Source organism: Marinobacter nauticus, from assembly GCF_003634635.1.
Taxonomy (GTDB): Bacteria; Pseudomonadota; Gammaproteobacteria; order Pseudomonadales; family Oleiphilaceae; genus Marinobacter; species Marinobacter nauticus.
The window spans coordinates 231,202-250,757 of sequence record NZ_RBJB01000002.1; the positions used below are offsets into that span (position 1 = coordinate 231,202).

The 19,556-nt window shown below is 57.8% G+C and carries 17 protein-coding genes, 2 tRNA genes and 1 riboswitch; of the genes, 8 read left to right on the top strand and 11 right to left on the bottom strand.

What is annotated here, in order from left to right:
- Nucleotides 1-9: 9 nt before the first annotated feature.
- From C7436_RS01125 to thiB, 3 genes are read right to left on the bottom strand one after another with little or no spacing between them, the layout of a single operon-like run.
- Complete coding sequence (locus tag C7436_RS01125) at nucleotides 10-624, bottom strand: thiamine ABC transporter ATP-binding protein (protein ID WP_121206391.1); 615 nt, start codon at nucleotides 622-624, stop codon at nucleotides 10-12.
- Entirely contained in the window at nucleotides 617-2,284 is a 1,668-nt protein-coding gene (locus C7436_RS01130; RefSeq protein ID WP_121206392.1) for an ABC transporter permease subunit, read from the bottom strand. Before C7436_RS01130 ends, C7436_RS01125 begins: the two co-directional genes overlap by 8 nt.
- 4 nt (nucleotides 2,285-2,288) lie before the next feature.
- Complete coding sequence (gene thiB, locus C7436_RS01135; RefSeq protein WP_121206393.1) at nucleotides 2,289-3,293, bottom strand: thiamine ABC transporter substrate binding subunit; 1,005 nt, start codon at nucleotides 3,291-3,293, stop codon at nucleotides 2,289-2,291.
- Between the two features lie 48 nt (nucleotides 3,294-3,341).
- Nucleotides 3,342-3,433: riboswitch (TPP riboswitch) on the bottom strand.
- A gap of 164 nt (nucleotides 3,434-3,597) precedes the next feature.
- Here thiB and C7436_RS01140 point away from each other — a divergent pair.
- The 3 genes from C7436_RS01140 to C7436_RS01150 all read left to right on the top strand — a co-directional run bounded on the left by C7436_RS01140 (nucleotide 3,598) and on the right by C7436_RS01150 (nucleotide 4,676).
- Nucleotides 3,598-4,341, top strand: a complete 744-nt coding sequence (locus tag C7436_RS01140; RefSeq protein WP_121206394.1) for a murein L,D-transpeptidase catalytic domain family protein — start codon at nucleotides 3,598-3,600, stop codon at nucleotides 4,339-4,341.
- 128 nt (nucleotides 4,342-4,469) lie between these two features.
- A tRNA-Gly gene (locus C7436_RS01145) sits at nucleotides 4,470-4,545 on the top strand.
- A 57-nt stretch (nucleotides 4,546-4,602) separates the two neighbouring features.
- Nucleotides 4,603-4,676: transfer RNA gene (locus C7436_RS01150), tRNA-Cys, on the top strand.
- 238 nt (nucleotides 4,677-4,914) lie between these two features.
- Here the strand turns inward: C7436_RS01150 and C7436_RS01160 are convergent.
- Nucleotides 4,915-6,642, bottom strand: a complete 1,728-nt coding sequence (locus C7436_RS01160) for a putative bifunctional diguanylate cyclase/phosphodiesterase (protein WP_121206395.1) — start codon at nucleotides 6,640-6,642, stop codon at nucleotides 4,915-4,917.
- A 150-nt stretch (nucleotides 6,643-6,792) separates the two neighbouring features.
- Between C7436_RS01160 and C7436_RS01165 the strand changes: the two genes are divergently transcribed.
- A complete protein-coding gene (locus tag C7436_RS01165) occupies nucleotides 6,793-7,644 on the top strand; it encodes a putative RNA methyltransferase (RefSeq protein WP_121206396.1) in 852 nt (283 codons plus the stop codon).
- Here C7436_RS01165 and C7436_RS01170 read toward each other — a convergent pair.
- The 3 genes from C7436_RS01170 to C7436_RS01180 all read right to left on the bottom strand — a co-directional run bounded on the left by C7436_RS01170 (nucleotide 7,626) and on the right by C7436_RS01180 (nucleotide 9,891).
- A complete protein-coding gene (locus C7436_RS01170) occupies nucleotides 7,626-8,372 on the bottom strand; it encodes a DUF3581 family protein (protein WP_011784827.1) in 747 nt (248 codons plus the stop codon). The genes C7436_RS01165 and C7436_RS01170 overlap by 19 nt on opposite strands.
- Before the next feature lie 193 nt (nucleotides 8,373-8,565).
- Complete coding sequence (locus tag C7436_RS01175) at nucleotides 8,566-8,772, bottom strand: cold-shock protein (protein WP_011784828.1); 207 nt, start codon at nucleotides 8,770-8,772, stop codon at nucleotides 8,566-8,568.
- A gap of 246 nt (nucleotides 8,773-9,018) precedes the next feature.
- The gene (locus C7436_RS01180) at nucleotides 9,019-9,891 is read right to left on the bottom strand and encodes a LysR family transcriptional regulator ArgP (protein WP_121206397.1); all 873 of its coding nucleotides are present in this window, start codon (nucleotides 9,889-9,891) and stop codon (nucleotides 9,019-9,021) included.
- A gap of 89 nt (nucleotides 9,892-9,980) precedes the next feature.
- Here C7436_RS01180 and C7436_RS01185 point away from each other — a divergent pair, with 89 nt between their 5' ends.
- From C7436_RS01185 to C7436_RS01200, 4 genes are all read left to right on the top strand, one after another.
- Complete coding sequence (locus C7436_RS01185) at nucleotides 9,981-10,586, top strand: LysE/ArgO family amino acid transporter (RefSeq protein ID WP_023008268.1); 606 nt, start codon at nucleotides 9,981-9,983, stop codon at nucleotides 10,584-10,586.
- A gap of 125 nt (nucleotides 10,587-10,711) precedes the next feature.
- On the top strand, nucleotides 10,712-11,866 hold the full coding sequence (locus C7436_RS01190) for an efflux RND transporter periplasmic adaptor subunit (RefSeq protein ID WP_121206398.1): 1,155 nt from the start codon (nucleotides 10,712-10,714) through the stop codon (nucleotides 11,864-11,866).
- Complete coding sequence (locus C7436_RS01195) at nucleotides 11,863-13,797, top strand: MacB family efflux pump subunit (RefSeq protein WP_121206399.1); 1,935 nt, start codon at nucleotides 11,863-11,865, stop codon at nucleotides 13,795-13,797. Before C7436_RS01190 ends, C7436_RS01195 begins: the two co-directional genes overlap by 4 nt.
- A 4-nt stretch (nucleotides 13,798-13,801) precedes the next feature.
- Nucleotides 13,802-15,235 (top strand): efflux transporter outer membrane subunit, encoded by a 1,434-nt coding sequence (locus C7436_RS01200; RefSeq protein ID WP_121206400.1) that lies wholly within the window; start codon nucleotides 13,802-13,804, stop codon nucleotides 15,233-15,235.
- On the opposite strand, the gene C7436_RS01205 is transcribed toward C7436_RS01200, so the two are convergent.
- The 4 genes from C7436_RS01205 to C7436_RS01220 all read right to left on the bottom strand — a co-directional run bounded on the left by C7436_RS01205 (nucleotide 15,183) and on the right by C7436_RS01220 (nucleotide 19,556).
- The gene (locus C7436_RS01205) at nucleotides 15,183-15,977 is read right to left on the bottom strand and encodes an RES family NAD+ phosphorylase (RefSeq protein ID WP_121206401.1); all 795 of its coding nucleotides are present in this window, start codon (nucleotides 15,975-15,977) and stop codon (nucleotides 15,183-15,185) included. The two genes, C7436_RS01200 and C7436_RS01205, sit on opposite strands and share 53 nt — an antisense overlap.
- Nucleotides 15,974-16,339 (bottom strand): MbcA/ParS/Xre antitoxin family protein, encoded by a 366-nt coding sequence (locus C7436_RS01210; protein WP_014421655.1) that lies wholly within the window; start codon nucleotides 16,337-16,339, stop codon nucleotides 15,974-15,976. Before C7436_RS01210 ends, C7436_RS01205 begins: the two co-directional genes overlap by 4 nt.
- Nucleotides 16,340-16,405: 66 nt before the next feature.
- Nucleotides 16,406-17,965, bottom strand: a complete 1,560-nt coding sequence (locus C7436_RS01215; protein WP_121206402.1) for an FGGY-family carbohydrate kinase — start codon at nucleotides 17,963-17,965, stop codon at nucleotides 16,406-16,408.
- Nucleotides 17,958-19,556, bottom strand: a complete 1,599-nt coding sequence (locus C7436_RS01220; protein ID WP_121207016.1) for a glycerol-3-phosphate dehydrogenase/oxidase — start codon at nucleotides 19,554-19,556, stop codon at nucleotides 17,958-17,960. Before C7436_RS01220 ends, C7436_RS01215 begins: the two co-directional genes overlap by 8 nt.

A 19,556-nucleotide genomic window follows, 5' to 3' on the forward strand; every position in this document is an offset into this window, starting at 1 on the left:
TCTGAAAGCTTAAAGATTCCAGTGGCTGTCTGCCAGTATTCTGCGTTCTTCTTCATCGTGACTGGCCAGTAGCATGGTGATGCCCCGGGCTTTCTCTTCCAGCAGCATGGCGTACAGAATCTTCCGGGTCTCGGTGTCCAGGCCAGTCATCGGCTCATCCAGCAAGAGCAATGGTTGGCGCCGCAGGATGGCTCGCAGCAAGGCAACGCGCTGGCGTTGGCCACCGGAAAGCTCGCCAGGCATTCTGGGACCGAAACCTGCTAACCCGGTGCGTTCCAGTCCGGCTTCAATGGCGTGGCGTTGAGATTCATCCAGCTTGAGGCCGGGGTGAATGCCAAGGCCAATATTGGTAAAGACATCCAGGTGCTCGAACAGGTTGTGTTCCTGGAACACGCTCGTGACCGGGCGCTGCCAGGGCTTTAGCAAGTGGATCGGCTTGTCCCGCCAGAGAATCCGGCCGCTGGCTGGCGGGAGAAAACCTGCAATCAGACTGAGCAGGGTTGATTTGCCGGAACCGCTGGGGCCCTGGATGGCCAGACATTCGCCGGCAGGCACGGAAAAATCGAATCGCCAGAGACGGCCGTCAGGCCCATACTCGAAGGCCAGATCTTTGATCTCAAGCATGTTCAGGCTCCGGCAGTGGTTGGCTCGCAGCGGAAGTTGTTCCGGACTTAACGCCGGGAACACGGGAGAGCGATACAAAGATCAGTACCAGTAGCGCCAACAGCCAGAGCCCGGTACCTGCAGCTTCCGCCAACCGGTAACTGCCCAGTTGCTGATAAAGCAAAACCGGGAGCGTGGGTTTGCCCGGGCTGCCGAACAGGGCGATAACACCGAAGTCACCCAGAGATAATGCCACACCATACGCCAGGGCCAGAGCAACTGGACGGCGCAGATGCGGCCAATACAGCCATCGCCATCGATACCAGCCCAGGAGGCCCAGTTGGTCTGCCTGTTTGAGTGATCCGGCGTCCAGGCTTGCCAGTGGTCCGCGCAGAATCTGCAAGACAAACGGCACGGCCATCAGCCCGTTGATCAGTGCCACCAGGAACCAGCCCTGCATGGTATTCCCCAATTGCGGCCTTAACAGAATAAAAAGCCCGGTCCCCAGTACCAGAGGCGGTACGATCAATGGGAGATAGCCAGTGACGGCCGGCACTATGGCCAGCCAGCGCAGACGAGCCCTGTTGGTTGCCGCCAGGGTTAGCAAGGCAACGACCACCGAACCGAGCCCGGCTGGAATGGCGATTAACAGGCTGCGAGCGGTGGCCGGCAATAGCTGTTGATAAATAGAAGTAGCATCCGCCGTTGGCCACAAGGCCGGTAAACCGCGCAGGATAATGGCCAGTAGTGGCGCGACCAGAAAGGCCGTGAAAATCGCCAGGAGCAGACTTGCTGAAAACCCTTGCCAGCGCCGTGCGAACAGAGGGACCTGACGCGATAGCCGTCGGTTTGGCAGTACCGCGGTGTCCAGGCGTTTCCGGAAAACCAGCCACCAGAGGCTGCCACAGATCAACAGCTGCAGAATGGCAAACAGTGCGGCACGGGCGAAATCGAATTCAAAGCGCAGTGCCTGGTAGATGGCGACTTCCAGGGTGGTTGTTCCTGGCCCTCCGCCCAGCGTCATGATGATGGCAAAACTGGTGAAGCAGAGCGTGAACACCAGTGCCGCCACGCCGGGCAGGACCGGTTTGATGGCGGGCCAGTGTACCGCACGCCACAGCCACCAGCCGCCGAGCCCAAGCTGAGAGGCGGTTCTCATTCGTGGCGCGGGTATGGAATCCAGAGCCTGCAACAGGATTCGGGCCGCCAGTGGCGCATTGAAGAACACGTGGGCGAGCAGAATGCCGTTCAGCCCATAAAGATTCCATCCATTTCCAGGAACCCAGATATTGAGCAGGCCGGTGAACCAGCCCTGCCGACCAAACACCGCTATGATGCCTGAGACTGCCACGATAGTGGATAAAACCAGACTCAACTCCATCAGCCGCAGAATCAATGTACGACCAGGGAAGCTTCTGTAGCGTGCGAGGGCGGTCGCTACCGGGAGCGCCAGCGCCAGGCTTAACAGGACAGATAAAAAGGCCTGCCAAAGGGTAAATCGGACCACGCTCTGGAAATAGGAGCTTGCTAACGTGCGCCCCGGATCCAGCTCTCCGGCCTCCTGTAGTATGCTCAACAAGCCAAGTGCCACGAGCAGCAATAGCCCGGTGCCGAGTAACAGGCCAGGCCAGATTTGCCAGCCAGGATGGCTGAAGGGGGCGGCTCTCGCGTGTGTTGGCATCACTTCAGTCGGTCAGTGCATCAAGCCAGTCGTTCACCAACTGTCGGCGAATGGTGGCAACTTTCGCGGGGTCTATATACAGGGCTTCGGATGGTGTAATCAGCTTGTCGAAAACGTCTGGCAATTCATCGCCAAGATCAACCGCCGGATACATCACATTCTTCAGTGGAATATGACGCTGGAAGTCCGCGGTCAGCATGAAGTCCAGAAACTCTCTGGCAAGTGTCTTGTTATCGGAGCTTTCCACCAGGGCGGCGACTTCCACCTGCAGGTAATGTCCTTCATTGAAACGGGCCGCCTGATAACGGTCAGTTTTGTCGATAGCCATGTGATACGCAGGAGAAGTGCTGTAAGAGAGGATCATAGGCGCTTCGCCATTCATGAATAGCGAGAAATAACCGTCACTCCAGCTTTGGGTGGTTGCGAGAATCTTGTCGCTGAGCTGCTGCCACTTTGCTGGCGCTTCATCACCATAGACGGCATGCATCCAGAGCAACAGGCCGAGTCCCGGTGTGCTGGTGCGCGGATCCTGAATAATGATCTTGAGATCGTCTGGCGCGTTGACCAGTTCTTCAAGGCTTGAGGGCGGCTCCGACAACTGCTCGGTATCGTAGACAAAGGCAAAATAGCCCCAGTCGTAGGGCACGAAAGTGTCGTCGTCCCAGTTAACAGGCAATGCCAGGCGTTCCAGTGATTGGCCGTGGCGGCCCAGAAGGCCGGTTTGCCGAGCAGTCTGCATGGTGCCGGTATCCAGCCCCAGAACCACGTCTGCCGGGGTGGAGCTTCCTTCCAGCCGGAGCCTTTGCAGAATGTCTCCGCCGCTGTCCAATACGGTGTAGTTCAGGGAGCAGCCGCATTGGGCTTCAAACGCCTCTTTAACTGCGGGCCCTGGGCCCCATTCGGCGGCAAAGGAGGGATGGGTATACACATTCAGGGCGGTCGGTTCATCGGCGGCAACCATCAGCGGCAGCGACACGGCGAACAACGCGGGAATCAAGCGTGAAATCATACATTGGCACCTTGTTCAGTAGCGGGGGTGCCATGCCGCGAACACCACGAAAGGTGGTGACTCAATCCCTACGCCGGTATTAACCGGGTCAGGTTCCGCGGGTATGGTCTCAGCCCTTCCAGGCACCCCGTTGAGTTGAGTCAATGCTATCACGCCGGAGCCACACCCCGGAATTCGTATGTTTGATTACTGCTTGTTTGTTTTTTGTACGGCGATGACGGGTGTCTCATTTTTTATTGGTAGAATAGGGCATTTTTTGATCTGCAGATTTATGCAGCTTCTATCTGGTTGAGAGGTAAGTTTGATGCCCAAGCATCACAAACGACGAGGAATTTCTGCTCTGGTTGCAGGCGCGCTTTTTACCCTCGGGTTGTCGGCCGCAGGCCACGCCCAAACCGCGAACGATGATATGTTTGGACGTTTGGCTTCCGCGGCTCCCAAGCTCAGCCCGCAGGTTCTCGAAGCCGCACTCAAGGCAACCCGTTGCGCCATCAGCAATGGCACAGCCATGCCGGAGCGGCTGGCTGTGATCGACTTCTCTTTGCCGTCCTCGAAAGAAAGGCTGTGGCTGTTTGATCTGAACGAAGGAGAATTAATCCTTCGCGACCTCGTGGCTCACGGTAAAAACTCCGGTAATGCTGAGGCAACCGCATTTTCCAATATCGAGGGCAGTCACCAGTCCAGTATCGGCCTGTTCAAAGCCGCCGAATCCTATCGGGGTTCCCATGGCTATTCGTTACGCCTTGACGGACTGGAACCGGGTTTTAACGATCTTGCTCGTCAGCGGGCGATTGTTATCCATGGTGCAGACTACGTTCAGGACAGCTGGGTAACAAAGTACGGCAGAATCGGCCGTAGTCATGGCTGCCCGGCGGTAGACAATCAAATCATCAAAACCGTGGTAGACGAGCTCAAGGGCGGACAGCTGGTGTTTAAATACTATCCCGATCAGGAATGGCTCCAGTCCTCCAGTTACCTGAACTGCGATTCCGCCGGGCAGCTGGCCGGCGCGCGTAATGCCACAGCGGTGGCTGGGGATCGATCCTGAATCGTTACTGGCTAAACTTTGTGCAGATTTTCAGTAAAAACAGAAAGTTGAAAAAAAGGTGTTGACGGCGAAGGCGGAATCCGTAGAATACGCAGCCGTTGACGAGGCAATGCCTCTGAAACATTAGAGCGGGAATAGCTCAGTTGGTAGAGCACAACCTTGCCAAGGTTGGGGTCGCGAGTTCGAATCTCGTTTCCCGCTCCAATTTCTCCAAGTCTCTCAATGCCTCCTGAGAGCAAAAGCCAGAATCCAGGCTTCCCCGGCGCGGTGGCAGAGTGGTTATGCAGCGGACTGCAACTCCGTGTACGCCGGTTCGATTCCGACCCGCGCCTCCATTTTTACTCCCTTATATCAAAGTCTTGTGATCTTGGGCAGTAGTCCTCGGCTGATACTGAAGGCTCATGTCTTCGGGCATATTCATGAGGGCTATGGTGAGTACCTGCAGGGCGAAACCCGTCTCATTAATGCCAGTACCTGCAACGAACGTTATATGCCTGAGAATACTCCGCTGGTGTTAGACCTATCCCTTCAAAAGGGCTGGCCTCAAAGACGCCAGGCTATGTTTGTTGCTCATTAACTGCGTGAAGCCAGGGGCTTCATAAATGCCTCTACCGCTTTCGCCGGCATTGGTTTGGCGTAAAGAAAGCCCTGGGCGAAATCGCATCCGAGGTCCCGTATCAGCTTTGCCTGTTGCTCGGTCTCTACACCTTCTACAAGAATGCTCAAGCCGAGACTCTGGCCGACCGTAACCATGGCTTTCATGATGGCCATGTCGCTTTCGTTTTCCATGGCATAGTGAAGAAAGCTTCGATCGATCTTGATGCTGCATACCGGGAGCTTCCGAAGATAAACCAGGGAAGAGTATCCGGTGCCGAAGTCGTCAATGGATATATGGAGCCCGGCAGCCTTGAGGCGCTCCAGTTGCCTGGTTTGGTCTTCTTCGCTCCCAAACACCTCGTTTTCCGTGAGTTCTACCCCGAGTTGCTCAGGTTTCAAACCATAGTGTTTGATGGTTTCCAGGATCTGGTCAGCCAGGTGTGGATTGGTCAGTTGGCGACCGGACAGATTGACGTCAATGCGCACGCCCGCGAACTCAGTTCGCTGCCAGGCATTGAGCTGCTTGCATGCGGCATCGATGACCCAGTCACCGATACGGTTTATAAGCCCCGATTTTTCTGCAACAGGGATGAACGTCGCCGGCGAGACAAGGTTTGATGCCTTGTCGAAACACCGCAACAGCGCCTCGCAGGAGGTGGTCCCGCCAGTTCTCAGATCTATCTGTGGCTGGTAGTAAAGTTCCAATCCGCCATTCGTCAGGGCTTGTCGGAGCAGGGCGGTAATCTGTTGGTATTTGACGAGCCGGTCGTTGATATCAGAGGTGTAGAAGCAGACCGTATTCTTTCCGATCTCCTTGGCGCGGTACATGGCCGCGTCTGCGTTGCCCATGAGTTCCGCGGCGGTGCCGCCATTGTGTGGGTACAGGCTGACGCCAAAACTCGCCGATACCTGATAGCAATCACCGTGAAGCTGCACCTTGCTTTCGAGTGCCTTGACCAGCCGTTGAAGTAATTCATGGATGCCCTCTGGGCCATGAAAATCGAACAGCAACAGAACGAATTCGTCGCCTCCGAAACGGCAGAGCAGATCGCTGTGTCGTAATTCCTGCTTTAAGGTGTCAGCAACCGATTTGAGGAGGGTGTCGCCCTGATAGTGGCCGAGCGTATCGTTAATCAGTTTGAAGTTGTCCAGATCCATGAAGATCACCGCAACTTCCCGATTGCAACGATCTGCCTCGGCCAACCGGCTTTCAAGTTCAGACTCCATCAGGCGTCGGTTGGGTAACCCGGTAAGATCATCAAAACTGGCGCGGCGAACCAGTTCTGCCTTGGCTTGCGTTTGTTCTTCCAGGCTGATGTCGATACAAAACATTTCGCACTCGCCGGTATCCTGCTTGATCATGACATGACTGGAGTAAACGGGAACCTGGTGGCCATCCTTGTGTTTCAGTGCCAGTTCTTCTGCGGGAATGCTGATGTTGTGATCGAGCCAGTTGGTGTGGGCCTCAATAACGGCTTCGCGCATGGCTTCCGGAATAATCAGGTCCTCCAGCCGTTTTCCCTGAGCCTCATTTCTGGAGTACCCGTATAGTCTTGTGCTGGCTTCATTCCAGTAGATGACCCTCCGATTCCGGTCGTAGCCCTGAACGGCAACCATCGGCAGGCTCTCAATCAACTCATGGAACTTTTGTTCACTTTGCTCCGATTGTGACGATGACGACGATCTGTCCTTCTTCTTATCCATGACGGACGAGACTCCTCCCGGTTGGGTGAGAACGCATCTATGCGCTTTCCAGTCGTTCACAACAAGAATAGGAAGCCATTCCTCCGTTTGCGAGCCTGATGGGATATTCCTTGTTAGAATACGCCGACATTTCCAACGTTTGGACGCTCAGTGAACATCACTTCCTTTGACTCTCTCGCCTGTCCACTCGACGGCAACCCGCTGCAGCGGGAAGACAAAGTCTGGCGCTGTCCGCAGGGCCATAGCTTCGATATTGCCCGCCAGGGCTACGTAAATTTGCTGCCAGTTCAGAAAAAGCGCTCGAAAGAACCCGGTGACAGCAAAGCCATGGTGGCCGCGCGCCAGCGCTTTCTGGAGGCGGGATACTATCGCCCGATTGCGGATGCCGTGTCGGCGGCAATCCTGAACGACGCTGCCACGGGCAGCGAACTCAGTTGCCTGGATACCGGCTGTGGTGAGGGCTATTATTTGCGTCAGCTAGCGTCCCCGGAGGGTGAAATCTCACTATCGTTGCTCGGATTGGACATTTCCAAGTGGGCGGTGCTGGCGGCTGCGCGCAGGGAAAAGCGCGCATGTTGGGTGGTTGGCAGCAATGCCAATCTGCCGGTGTTACCAGCTTCAGTCGACCGTGTGCTTTGCCTCTTCGGGTTTCCGGTGTATCCGGAGTTTGCGCGGGTTTTAAGGCCAGGCGGGCGACTGGTACAGGTAGACGCCGGCCAGGATCATCTGAGGGAATTGCGGGAGATTGTTTACCCGGAAGTTCGCGCAGACTCTCGTAAAGTGGCTCCGGTACCAGAAGGATTTCGGCGAATCTGCACCCAGGACATACGCTTTACAGTGCACCTTGACGGCGCCGAGCCCATTGCCGATTTATTGGCAATGACCCCACACCTCTACCGGGCAAGCGCGGAGGGCAGGGCACGGGCTGCGGCGCTGAAAACGTTATCGGTAACCGTGGACGTCTGCCTGCAAACGTTTGAGCGTTATAATCCTGCCGGCTGATCAGCGCTTTCCATCCCCCAGCGGGTGCCTCTCGCCTTGAGCCGGTAAAACTCCTCGATGATGCCGGCCATGGCCTCAGGGCAGTACTCCCGAAGGCCGCCCAGTACCAGCCGCTTGGCAACCTCGCCAACGGTTTTGCCGGAAGACTGCAGGTTGTATTCAAGCGTTACGTTGCCGCGTTTACCCGCAACTTCCAGGTCCGCGTTGTTCAGTTCGAGGTCTGGGTGAGGATTCTCCAGCTGTGTGAGAGCCAGGCTCATGCTCTCATACATCACCATTGGCCGGTCGGGATTGAACATCACCCCGTGTGATTCCATCAAGGGCTTGAGCGTGTGCGGAAAGTTTTTCCCGGACGCCGCAACATAGCACCGACTGAACTCTTCAATCACTTTTTCATCCCGGGTTACCGCGCCTTTACGGGTAACTTCCAGGTAGACCTTACCGGCTTCGTCGACAACGTTGATGGCTTCGCCATTGTCGCTTTCGCGGAACTCAAGCGGAACCTCGGCACCAAGCAGGTTACGGAACTTGAAGGTCATATTTTCTGAGAGCCCGAAACGGGACACCACAATGGTGAACAGCAGGTCGCCGGGCACGCAAAAACGACGGGCGTCCGGATCGTGGATCGGATTGAAGTCCCCGGCGATCTCTTTGGCAAAGTAGCTGGCCTGGGGTGCGGAAATCACAATACGTCCGTCCTGGACGGAATAGAACTGTTCAGAAAACATGGTGGGCCTTTTCTGGTTTGCTGAGCCTCGAGGGCCTGGGGAGTGAATTCACCCGAGCGGGCATTATAGGCCTTAGCGTGGCTCAAGGTGAGCCCGACCATGGTACTAATAAGGATGAATACGGACTAACACGGAAATTCAGGCAACAAAAAAGGCAGCCGAAGCTGCCTTTTTGATCGTACTGGGCTGTTATTTACAGACCAACTACGTTTTCCGCCTGAGGACCTTTCTGGCCCTGAGTCACGGTGAATTCAACCTGCTGGCCTTCTGCCAGAGTCTTGAAGCCGCCGCCCTGAATGGCGCTGTAGTGAACGAAAACGTCCGGGCCGCCTTCACGAGTGATAAAGCCGAAGCCTTTGGATTCGTTGAAGAACTTAACAGTACCGGTAACAGTAGACATATTTTACTATCCTGAATTCAATCATTTAATGTGCTGCTTGGTCTCGTTGTGAGGGCAGGTCAGCGGTGTGCGGAAACATAAAAACTGGCGTGATCAAAAACAGGACGAACACTACTTATAACAACAGGGATGCGTCTTATTGATGAATGCTTTGCTAAATCTTTCCAACGACGGCCACTGTACTCCTGTCTCGATGGTTTGCATAGCTATTTTTTCTAGGCAGATACCCTGATCACCGGAAACCACTCAAACCAACTCGCTCGAATCCTGCAGTTTGCGCGTTAACCGGGACATCAGCTCCCCACCGTGACGCCAGAAGTGCCAGTAAAGAGGAACTTCCAGGCCGCTGCCCGGGGAGATACTAACCAGTCGATTTGCCTCGATATGCTCCCGGGCCTGAATTTCTGGAATCATTCCATAACCCATGCCGGTCAGCGCAAGCTTTACGAAGCCCTCGGATGAAGGGCACAGGTGGTGCGGAAATTTGCCCTGATAGCCCACCTGGGCCAGGAACCGATGCTGGAGTTGATCGTTGGGCCCAAACACAATGGCGGGCGCGGATTGCAGGCTCGCGTTGTTCAGCCCGTCCGGAAAAAAGCGGCGGCTATAGTCCGGTGTGGCCAATGGCTGATACGTCATCACTCCCAGCGGTATGCTCCGGGCGCCGGCAACCGGCTGAGGGCTGCTGCAAAGGCAGGCGGCTACATCGCCCTCGCGCATGCGCCGCAATCCGACGTCCTGGTCTTCTACCACCATGTCCAGAAGTATTCCCTCTTCGGTACAGAAGTCGCCGACGGCAGAGGCCCACCAGGTTGCGAGGCTGTCCGCATTGAGCGCGACGCGGAATCGAGTGGCTGGTTCGGCCAGGGAGGGAATGGAACTGGTCAGGTCGCGTTCCAGCAGGCGCACCTGATGAACATGATTGAGTAATCTCTGGCCTGCGGGCGTTGCTCTTGGGTTTTGGCTTCGCACCAGCACAGGCTGGCCAAGCCTGACTTCAAGTGTACGAATTCGCTGAGAAATGGCGGACTGGCTGATGCCCAGCATGTCGCCGGCTTTGTCAAAACCGCCGGCGTCGACCACGGCCGCAAGGGCTTCCAGCAATTTGTAGTCAAGCATAAGAAAAACTTATCAGGTATTAACAGGATGAATTTCAAGTATAGCGGTAACGGGGTAGGCTTTCGCCATTAATCATAAGGAGTGCAGTGGTGTTTGAGAGTTATCTGACAGGCCTGGTTGTGTGTGGCGGCATCATCGTGGCTATTGGTGCCCAGAATGCCTACGTTCTCAGTCAGGCCATTCGTCGCGAACACCATTGGTGGTCGGCCGGTTTGTGTATGACCTCGGATATCCTGCTGTTCACTCTGGGCATGTTTGGTGTGAGTGCGGCACTGATGGCCATGCCCGAGGCGCTGGACGTGCTCAGATGGCTGGGCGTTGGGTTCCTCGGTTTGCTGGCAGGACAGGCGTTCTATCGGGTTCTGAAGGGGAGGGCGTCACTGGCGGCAGGGGAAGCTCGGCGCAGCACCGTCAAAGGCGTGATCCTGACAACCTTGGCGGTCACCTTGCTGAATCCCCAGGTATACCTGGATACATTACTGTTAATTCCAGCAGTGGGGGCCCAGCAATCGGATCCGGCCACGTTTGTGGCGGGTGCCAGCAGCGCGTCGGTGCTTTGGTTCGGCGCGCTGGCCTGGGCCGGTTCCCGGCTGGCGCCCTGGTTGGCCAGGCCTGCGGCGTGGCGTGTGATTGACGGTGTTATCGGCCTTATGATGGCTGCGATTGCTATTCAGCTCGCTGCAGGAGGGCTGTAACCCTATATCCTTTTTGCGCCTGAGATCGTTCGTGTAAAGGTTTCGCAAAACCCTGATCCCCGGCTTCTTTTTCCCGTATCAGTTCTCTATGGTTCGGTCTGACTTGAACTCTTGGAGATATCTGAATGGCCTCTGCTACCCGTGCCGGGCATCGCTGGCTGAAGTGGATTGGATTCCTGAGTGTGTTGTGCGCGATAGCCTTCGCTGTCATTTGGTACGCCCGCAATGCTAACGGCAATGAACCGGCTTTGAATACCGTGGCGGTGAGCCGAGGCGACATCCAGAACCTGGTTTCGGCCACCGGCGTGCTTGAGCCGAGTGATTATGTGGATGTGGGTGCACAGGTTTCCGGTCAGCTGGAGCTGATTCACGTACGAGTGGGCCAACCCGTTAGCACTGGCGATCTGCTGGCGGAAATCGACCCTACCGTGTATGTGGCGAAAGTGGATGCCACCCGCGCCCAGCTGAAGAACCAGCAGGCCCAGTTAGCCGATCGCAAGGCCCAGCTGCGGCTGGCGGAGATCCAGTTCCAGCGCCAGCAGAACCTATGGCGCGAAGACGCGACCACACGGGAATCCCTGCAGACCGCCGAAGCATCTTTAGCGTCCGCCCGGGCGCAGTTGGCCATGCTTGAAGCCCAGATTGAACAGACCTCCTCTACACTGCGGGCCGAGGAAGCCAACCTGGGTTATGCGCGAATCTATGCGCCCATGGACGGGACCGTGGTCTCTATTGAGGCCCGCCAGGGACAAACCCTGAACGCGAGCCAGACCGCGCCGTTGCTTATGCGCATTGCCAACCTGAGCACCATGCGGGTGCGTGCCCAGGTGTCCGAGGCCGACGTCGGCAAGCTGCAACCAGGCATGCGGGTGTACTTCACCACACTCGGCGATGCCGAGCATAAGCTCTATGGAGAGTTGCAGTACATTGAGCCAACTCCCGAAGTAACCAACAACGTGGTGCTCTACAACGCCCTGTTTACGGTGGATAACCAGGAGGGACGGTTGCTGCCCCAGATGACCGCCCAGGTGTTCTTTATTCAGGACGAAGCGCTGGACGTATTGCGGGTGCCAGTCAGTGCGGTGGCGAGAAACCAGGTCAAGGTCCTGGATGCAAAGGGGCAGCCACAGATTCGGGCCATCGAAACCGGCATCAGCAACCGCGTATACGTGGAGGTTCGGTCGGGATTGAATGAGGGTGATCAGGTGGTTCTCGCAAACCGGGATCCGCGGGCCGGTCAGGGTGAGGGCAGGGCTGCCTTTCGGGGTATGCTGAGATGAGCCCGCAGCCGTTGATTGAGCTTCAAGGCATTACCCGATCCTTTGGCGAGGGCGAACTGGCGGTTCCTGTGCTCAAGGGCATTGATCTGAAAATCTGGCCCGGTGAGTTTGTGGCCATCATGGGGCCATCGGGCTCCGGCAAGTCTACGCTGATGAACATCCTTGGCTGTCTGGATCAGCCCAGCGCTGGCCAGTACCGATTCAATGGCAGGGACGTGTCTGCCCTGGACCGGGACGAACTGGCACGGCTTCGGCGCGATGCCTTCGGTTTTGTGTTCCAGAGCTATAACCTGCTGGCCGGGATGACAGCTCGTGAGAATGTGGAGATCCCCGCCATTTACGCCGGAATGGCACCGGCCGAGCGGCACGCAAGGGCGGAACGGTTGCTCACCGGGCTTGGGCTGGGCGAGCGTCTGTCGCACAGGCCGGCACAGTTATCGGGTGGTCAGCAACAGCGAGTGTCTATTGCCCGGGCCCTGATGAACGGCGGCCAGTTGATCTTCGCAGACGAACCGACCGGTGCTCTGGACAGCAAGAGCAGCCAGGAGGTGATCCGGCTGTTAACCGATCTTTCTGAGCAGGGCCACACGATTATCCTGATCACCCACGACCCCGATGTGGCAACCGTGGCTCGTCGGCAGATCCGCATTGCCGATGGCGAGATTGTTGCGGACACCGGCGCAGAAGTGCCTTCAGTCACTATTCCGGCAACTGACCAGAATGCCCGTCGGCGTACCCGCCTTGGCGACTGGCACGAAGCCCTGAAAAGCGCGGTGCGTTCCCTGCACAGCAACCTGTTTCGGACGGCGCTGACCCTGCTCGGCATCGTAATCGGGGTTGCCTCAGTGATCACCATGCTGGCGATCGGGGAGGGGGCCCGAAAGGATGTCGTCGACCGAATCAGCACCATGGGCAGTGATCTGCTGCTGGTGCGCCCGGGTGGTCCCGATCAGCGGGGTGGGCGCTGGAGCGTGACCACACTGGTACCATCTGACTTTAAAGCAATCAATGAGATAGGGGGTGTTCTTGCAGCAATACCTGAGCTGACTGGCGGACAGACGCTGCGATATTCCAACCGGGATCACTCGGCCGAGATCAATGCCACCTCCTTCCGCTTCCCGGTTGCCCGCCAGTGGCCTGTGGTTGAAGGCACCTTCTTCAGCGCCGAGGATGAAGCCAGCTACGCAGCCGTGGCGGTACTTGGCAAAACCACCGCCAACGCCCTGTTTCCCGACGAAAGCCCTCTCGGCAAACACTTGATGGTTAACAACGTGCTGTTTCAGGTGATTGGTGTGATGGATGAAAAAGGCGCCTCTCCCATGGGGCAGGACCAGGACGATGTGGTGTTTGTTCCCTACACCACGGGCAGCCTGCGCATCTTCGGGCAAACACACCTGCGCAACATCACCGTGGCTGTGGCCGATATCGATCGTATGGATGAGATCGAAGCCCTCATCCACGACACTCTGATGGCCCGCCATGGCATTGAGGACTTTACTATCCGCAACATGGCTTCATTGATTGAAACCATTTCGGAAACCCAGAATACGCTCACCTGGCTGCTGGGCTCTATTGCAGCAATTTCCCTGCTTGTGGGTGGTATCGGGGTTATGAATATCATGCTGGTGAGCGTCACCGAACGTACCCGCGAGATCGGTATTCGCATGGCCACCGGTGCCCGTGCATGGAATATCCTGCAGCAGTTTCTGACTGAGGCCTGGCTGGTATCGGCCATTGGTGGGTTGATTGGTGTTGTCATCGGCATTGCGGCAACCCGGATTATTGGCTCACTGGGAACACCTATTCACATGACGCTGCTACCCATGGCTCTGGCCTTTGGTTGCGCTTTTGCAACGGGCCTGCTGTTCGGATTTCTGCCCGCACGTAAGGCCGCCCATCTGGACCCTGTTCATGCCCTGGCCTCGGAGTAATGTTATGAGCCTTCGCCATATTGCACTGTTGTCGGTGTTGTTGACCGGGTGCGTGAGCTTTCCGCCACAACCCATTGAGCTGCCGTTGAATCCGCCAGCCCATTGGCACATCGGGGCTGGCGCCGGTGAAGCGGTTGGTTCGCGTTGGTGGTATGCCTTCGGTGACGAAGAGCTCAACCGTTTGGTCGACCGGGCACTCTCGAATAATCCGGACCTGGCCGCCACCGCTCAGGCAGTGATTCAGGCAGACTTGCAGTTGCGCAACGCCGGAGCTGCCTTGCTGCCGACCCTTGGTGCGTCGGGAAGCACGGGTAAACAGGCAAGCGAGGCCTCCGGCCAGGATCGTGTCACGAGTGGTTCGAGTAGCCTCGGGCTGTCGGTTGACTACGAGCTGGATCTCTGGGGTCGCCTGTCCGCCGCGGAAGCCGGGGCTCTCGCGGGTTTCCAGGCCTCGGAGTATGACTATGACGCCGCCCGAATGACGCTGGTGGCCTCGGTAGCCAGTACCTGGTTCGAATGGCAGGAGTTGCAGCAGCGTTTGGATATTGCGCGTCGGAATCTGGAACTGGGTGAAAAAACACTGGCCCTCGTCGATGCCCGGTATCGTAACGGTGTGGCCGATCGCTCGGAATTGTCCCGCCAGCAAACCTCCGTACTGAACCTGAAGAATGCGGTGCCGCCACTGGAGTATCAGGCCCGGCAACGGTTAGCGGCCTTGCGGCTACTGACCGGGGATTATCCGTTTACGGAAGAGATTCCGGAGGCTGGGCTACTTGCGGTTCAAGTGCCGGAGATCAACCCGGAAACGCCGGCCAGCCTGGTTACCCGAAGACCGGACCTGGCGGCTGAGGAGGCTCGGCTGATGGCCGCCAGTGCGGACGTCGAGCAGGCCAGGGCGGCCTTGATGCCATCGGTGTCGCTCAGCGGCGCGGTTCGCTTCTCCACCAATAGTTTTGTAAGCCTGGCGGACCCACTGCAAACCGCCAATGGCCTGATTGCCCTCAGCCAGACTCTGTTTGATGGAGGCCAGCGTCGCAACAATGTGGCCATTTCGGAATCCCGGCGGGTGGCTTTGTTGGAGAATTACCGTGCCAGCCTGCTCTCGGCATTCCAGGAAGTAGGGGATGCACTCGACAGAGAAGCGCTGTACCTGGATCAGGAGCAGCGGTTACAGAGTATTCTCGCCCAGGCGGAAGAGACCTTACGGTTGACCGAAGTGCGCTATCGGGAAGGGGCAGATGACCTGCTCACCTTGCTGGAAAGCCAGCGAACGGTGTTTGATGCCCGGCAGCAGCTCAGTCAGGTACGACTGAACCGACTGATTGCAGCGGTGGATCTTTACAAGGCGCTGGGAGGCGGCTGGCAGACAGAGCCTCAAGGGCGTGCTACGGCGCCGGCTGAGGTAGTTCGCCTTCGATCAGAAACTGGTCCAGGCTGAATTCGTAAACCTGTTTACTGCCATCCGGTTCCGACAGGCTCATGGACACCTGGCTGAGCGACGTCACGGCAATCAGTTTTTGATAACTTCTGGGTGCGGCGTCCCGGAACACGCTGGCATTAAACAAGGCCACATTGACGCCCTCAACGCCGTTGTCTGGATGGTACGGAAGAGCGTAAAGGCCGGCTTGCAGGGCGCGGGCTGAGAGAAACTGGAAGGCGCCCACTTGCAGGCTACGCATGTCGGTACCCACAGCCTGGCTTTCCCGGTAGGTGACTGGATCTGTCAGCGTATGATGAAGATCCTGCCAGTGTTCAGACTGCAGCCGAACACCTCGTTCCGTTCGGAATCGGGCGCTGAACACCGTGTGCAAGGTGGTTAACGGGCGCTTGAACGGGGTTTTCAGGTGGCTCATGAACACAAACCGGTAAAACGCGGTTTCCGCCAGGGCAGCGGGAATGGCCATGGCTCCGTAGAACAGGCTTGGCTCGAAATTGCGGCCAAAACGTGAGCCGTATTTCAGGGGTGGGTAGCGGAACGGGGTGGTCAGCAGGTAATGGCGTTTTCGTGCCGTGCCGGGTACCGGAGGCTTGTTGCTTTCCAGCAGTTCCTCCAGTCGATTCTGTTCCTGCATACTGTCGACAATGCGCGCCGTCGCGATGTCTTCCTGGCTTTCCACTACCCGGAACAGGCTGCCTTGCAGCGGTGCGATGGACTGGGCAATCCGTTCCCGATAATTCAAATCCGCCCCCGCATGGCGTCCAGGTAGTGAACCACCCGAACCAGGCCTTCCGTGCTCTGGATCATCTCTCTGGGTGTATCCTCAAAATAGTGGTTGGGCGTGTTCAGCCAATGGGTCATGGCCTCCCTTTCACCGCCGGTCAATGCATAGACGCTGCGGTAAAGCCGGATAAACAACAATGCCAGTTCACCGGACTTGCTGGCCGGATCGATGCCGTCGCGGGTCAGACCTGTGCGGTTTCGGCCAACCACGGCTGCGATTTCCGCTTGTGGCAGACCAAAGGCTTTCGCCGCGTTCAGCAGAGCCTTGGACAGCAGAGCTTTATCGCTGGATTCCGGTGCTACGCGAACCGCTTCTGACATGCCCTGACCTCCCGTGATGAATTTTCATCAGTGTAGTTTCTATTGAATAAAATGTCACCACCGGGGTTAGCGCGGGTAGCCAGTAATCTCCCGGATCTTTTTGTACAGTGGTTGCAGGCGGGGATACATATCCTGATAAACCTCCCGGTAGAGACGTTGATAAAGCGCAGATGCTTCCGGGTTGGGCTCGAATACCCGGCCGGTTCTGGTCATAGCCCGTACCGCCGTGTCGAAATCCGGGTGTAATCCCAGCCCCACGGCGGCATCAATAGCCGCTCCCAGTCCGGAGGTTTCATAGGTGTGCGGGCGTTCCGCCGGCAGGCCAAATATATCCGCCGTCAACTGCATGGCAGCATCACTCTGGGAGCCGCCGCCTGCTACTCGCAGCCGCTTGATAGCCTGGCCGCTGCGTTTCTCGATGCGTTCCTTGCCTTCCTTCAAGGCGTAAGCCAGCCCTTCCAGTATGGCCCGATAGACGTGAGCTCGTGTGTGCACGTCGCCAAAGCCGATAATGGAACCCTTGGCCTCCGGGCCTGGCTGTCGCACGCCGGGGCTCCAGTAGGGCTGCAGCATCAAACCCATGGAACCTGGCGGTACGGCGTTCACCAGTTCGTCAAACAGGGCTTCGGGTTCAATACCTTTCTGTTCTGCCAGCTTCTGCTCCCGCAGCCCGAATTCCCGTTTGAACCAGCTCACCATCCAGAAACCCCTATATATCATGACTTCGGTGGAATAGTGGCCGGGCAGGGCAGACGGATACGGCGGCATGAACCGGGTGGGTTCCACATAGCGGGCATTGGTGGTGTTGATGGTGGCCGTGGTGCCATAGCTCATGCAGCCGGTCTCCGGAGACAGACCGCCGGAGCCGAGAATTTCGCAGGCTTTGTCCGATGCCGCGGCGATGACGGGCAGTCCACCCGGCAGGCCAAGGTGCGCCGCCGCCTCAGGCAGCAGGGTTCCGATCTGTTCACCAGGTGGTATCAGTTCAGGCAGCATTCCCGGGGTCACCGGCATCACCTGCCATTTGAAATCCCGGTGGCCGGCCCAACGCTGGCGCTTATAATCAAAGGGCAGGTAGCCCACCTGACTGCCGGTGGAATCGCGGTATTCACCGGTCAATCGGTAATTCAGATAGCCTGATAACAGCAGGTACTTGTGGGTTTTCGCCCAGATATCCGGCTGATTCTGCGCAATCCAGTTCGCCTGGGTTTTTTCCCGGAATCGGCTGATGGTGTCTTCCAGGCGGGCAAGCTTGAACAGCCAGCCCCAGGGGCCTTTCACTGGCCCATCCACCTGCGCATGCCGCTGATCCAGCCAGATGATGGCGGGCCGCAGGGGCTTGCCCCCACGATCGAGGTTGACCACCGTGCCGCGTTGCGTGGTGACGGTCACGCCCACCACCTGCTCCGGGCGGGCGCTGGTGGTTTGCCAGAGTTGCTGGCAAGCAATGCCAAGGTTGTCCCAGAAGTACTCCGGGTGCTGTTCTGCCCAGCCGGGTTGCTCGGAAAAGTAAGGCTCGATTTCCTGCTTGCCCTTACCCAACAAGTTACCCTGGGTGTCAAACAGCAGGGCGCGGATGCTCTGGGTGCCGTTGTCGATCGCCAGTATCAGTGGGGTCTCAGCCATCCCGGGCATCCTCGCCCATCGGCAGTTGATAGCCCTTACGGTAGGTTGCCAGATATCGCTCTTGCTCCTGATGCCAGCGGGCATCATCCCAGCCAAGCAGGCTCTGGCATCGGTTACGGATTTCAGGAAGCAAACTGGCCGCCCCGTCAGGCAGGATCAGCCCCAGGCGGGTACGCCGCAGCATCAGATCATCCAGATGCTGAACCTGTTCATGGCGACAGGCCCATTCCAGTTCGGCCCAGAGCACACCGGTGTCCGGGATTCCGGTGGCGTCACCGTTTTTCAGGATAGACTGGCGGTGCGGGCCGTAATAGCCGCCCAGCCGATGCCAGGCCAGCGCCGGAATATCATCGGGTTTACGGTCGTTTGGCGTGGCCGTGAATACCCGTTGCTCGTCGCTACGAAGCCGATCTTCATGCTGATCACCCAGGGCCATGGCCAACGCCTGTCGTGCCATCTGGCGGAAGGTGGTGAGCTTCCCGCCGGCGATGCTGATCAGGCCCTTGTCGTGCCGGATGGCGTGTTCCCGATTCTCCCGGGACGGAGCTTTACCTCCGCCGTCGGTGACCACAGGTCGAACGCCCGCCCAGGTGGACAGCACGTCGGCCCGTTCAATGGTCGCACCGGGGAATAAACGGGTGGCAATTTGCAGCAGATAATTTACTTCCCCGCCGGTGATGGCCGGCTCCTCGTTCAGATCTTTGGCGTGTTCGAGATCGGTAGTTCCCAGAACCGTGGCACCTGCCCAGGGGAAGGCAAATACAGGCCTTCGGTCATCCGGGTGCATCAGAGAAACCGCGCAGGTCACCGGCAGCTTGTGCCACGGAATGACCAGGTGACTGCCTCTCAGCGGTCGGATAGTGAGCGGGTGATCCGTCGCTGATTGTTTCTGCAACCGATCGGCCCAGGCGCCGGTAGCGTTAATAACGCATCGGGTATTGACCGTGATGGCGCTCTGCTTTGCATTTTCTTCGGCAGCCAGTCTTAATCCGCAGACAGTTCCGTTATCATCCCGGTCGACGGCGGTCGCGGCGACGTAGTTCAGGCACATGGCGCCGTCGTGGGAGGCTTCGGCAATCAGCCTTTGGACCAGGCGGGCATCGTCTGTCACCGCATCGGTAAAACGACTAGTGGCGCGCAGGTTGGCAGTATCGAGCCCCGGGGCCCAGTTCAGGGTTTCCGCTGGCGTATATTTCTGATGGCTGCGGGTGCCGGCCAGGCGGTCGTACATGGCCAGCAGCATCTGTAACAGCCCGGGGCCCGGGAAGCTGCCTTTGTAGTGGGGCATCAGGAAAGGCAGTGGATCGACCAGTCCAGGCGCTTCCTGCAACATGCGTTCGCGTTCCCGGACGGCATCGCGGGTTAACCCGATGTGTCCGCTGGCCAGATAGCGAAGTCCGCCATGGACCATCTTGGAAGAGCGGCTGGAGGTGCCCCAGGCGAAATCTTTCTGCTCCACCAGCAACGTCTTCAAGCCGCTGCCCGCGGCTTCGCGGGCAACGCCGGCGCCGGTAATGCCGCCGCCGACCACTACCACATCGAAGGTCTGCGTTTCGCCCTTCAGGTTTTCCAGTATCTGTTGTCGATCCAT

Coding starts and splice junctions, on each gene's coding strand:
- C7436_RS01125 (WP_121206391.1), bottom strand. CDS start 624: ATGCTTGAGATCAAAGATCTGGCCTTCGAGTATGGGCCTGACGGCCGT.
- C7436_RS01130 (WP_121206392.1), bottom strand. CDS start 2,284: ATGCCAACACACGCGAGAGCCGCCCCCTTCAGCCATCCTGGCTGGCAA.
- thiB (WP_121206393.1), bottom strand. CDS start 3,293: ATGATTTCACGCTTGATTCCCGCGTTGTTCGCCGTGTCGCTGCCGCTG.
- C7436_RS01140 (WP_121206394.1), top strand. CDS start 3,598: ATGCCCAAGCATCACAAACGACGAGGAATTTCTGCTCTGGTTGCAGGC.
- C7436_RS01160 (WP_121206395.1), bottom strand. CDS start 6,642: ATGGATAAGAAGAAGGACAGATCGTCGTCATCGTCACAATCGGAGCAA.
- C7436_RS01170 (WP_011784827.1), bottom strand. CDS start 8,372: ATGTTTTCTGAACAGTTCTATTCCGTCCAGGACGGACGTATTGTGATT.
- C7436_RS01175 (WP_011784828.1), bottom strand. CDS start 8,772: ATGTCTACTGTTACCGGTACTGTTAAGTTCTTCAACGAATCCAAAGGC.
- C7436_RS01180 (WP_121206397.1), bottom strand. CDS start 9,891: ATGCTTGACTACAAATTGCTGGAAGCCCTTGCGGCCGTGGTCGACGCC.
- C7436_RS01190 (WP_121206398.1), top strand. CDS start 10,712: ATGGCCTCTGCTACCCGTGCCGGGCATCGCTGGCTGAAGTGGATTGGA.
- C7436_RS01195 (WP_121206399.1), top strand. CDS start 11,863: ATGAGCCCGCAGCCGTTGATTGAGCTTCAAGGCATTACCCGATCCTTT.
- C7436_RS01200 (WP_121206400.1), top strand. CDS start 13,802: ATGAGCCTTCGCCATATTGCACTGTTGTCGGTGTTGTTGACCGGGTGC.
- C7436_RS01210 (WP_014421655.1), bottom strand. CDS start 16,339: ATGTCAGAAGCGGTTCGCGTAGCACCGGAATCCAGCGATAAAGCTCTG.
- C7436_RS01215 (WP_121206402.1), bottom strand. CDS start 17,965: ATGGCTGAGACCCCACTGATACTGGCGATCGACAACGGCACCCAGAGC.
- C7436_RS01220 (WP_121207016.1), bottom strand. CDS start 19,556: ATGGATCGACAACAGATACTGGAAAACCTGAAGGGCGAAACGCAGACC.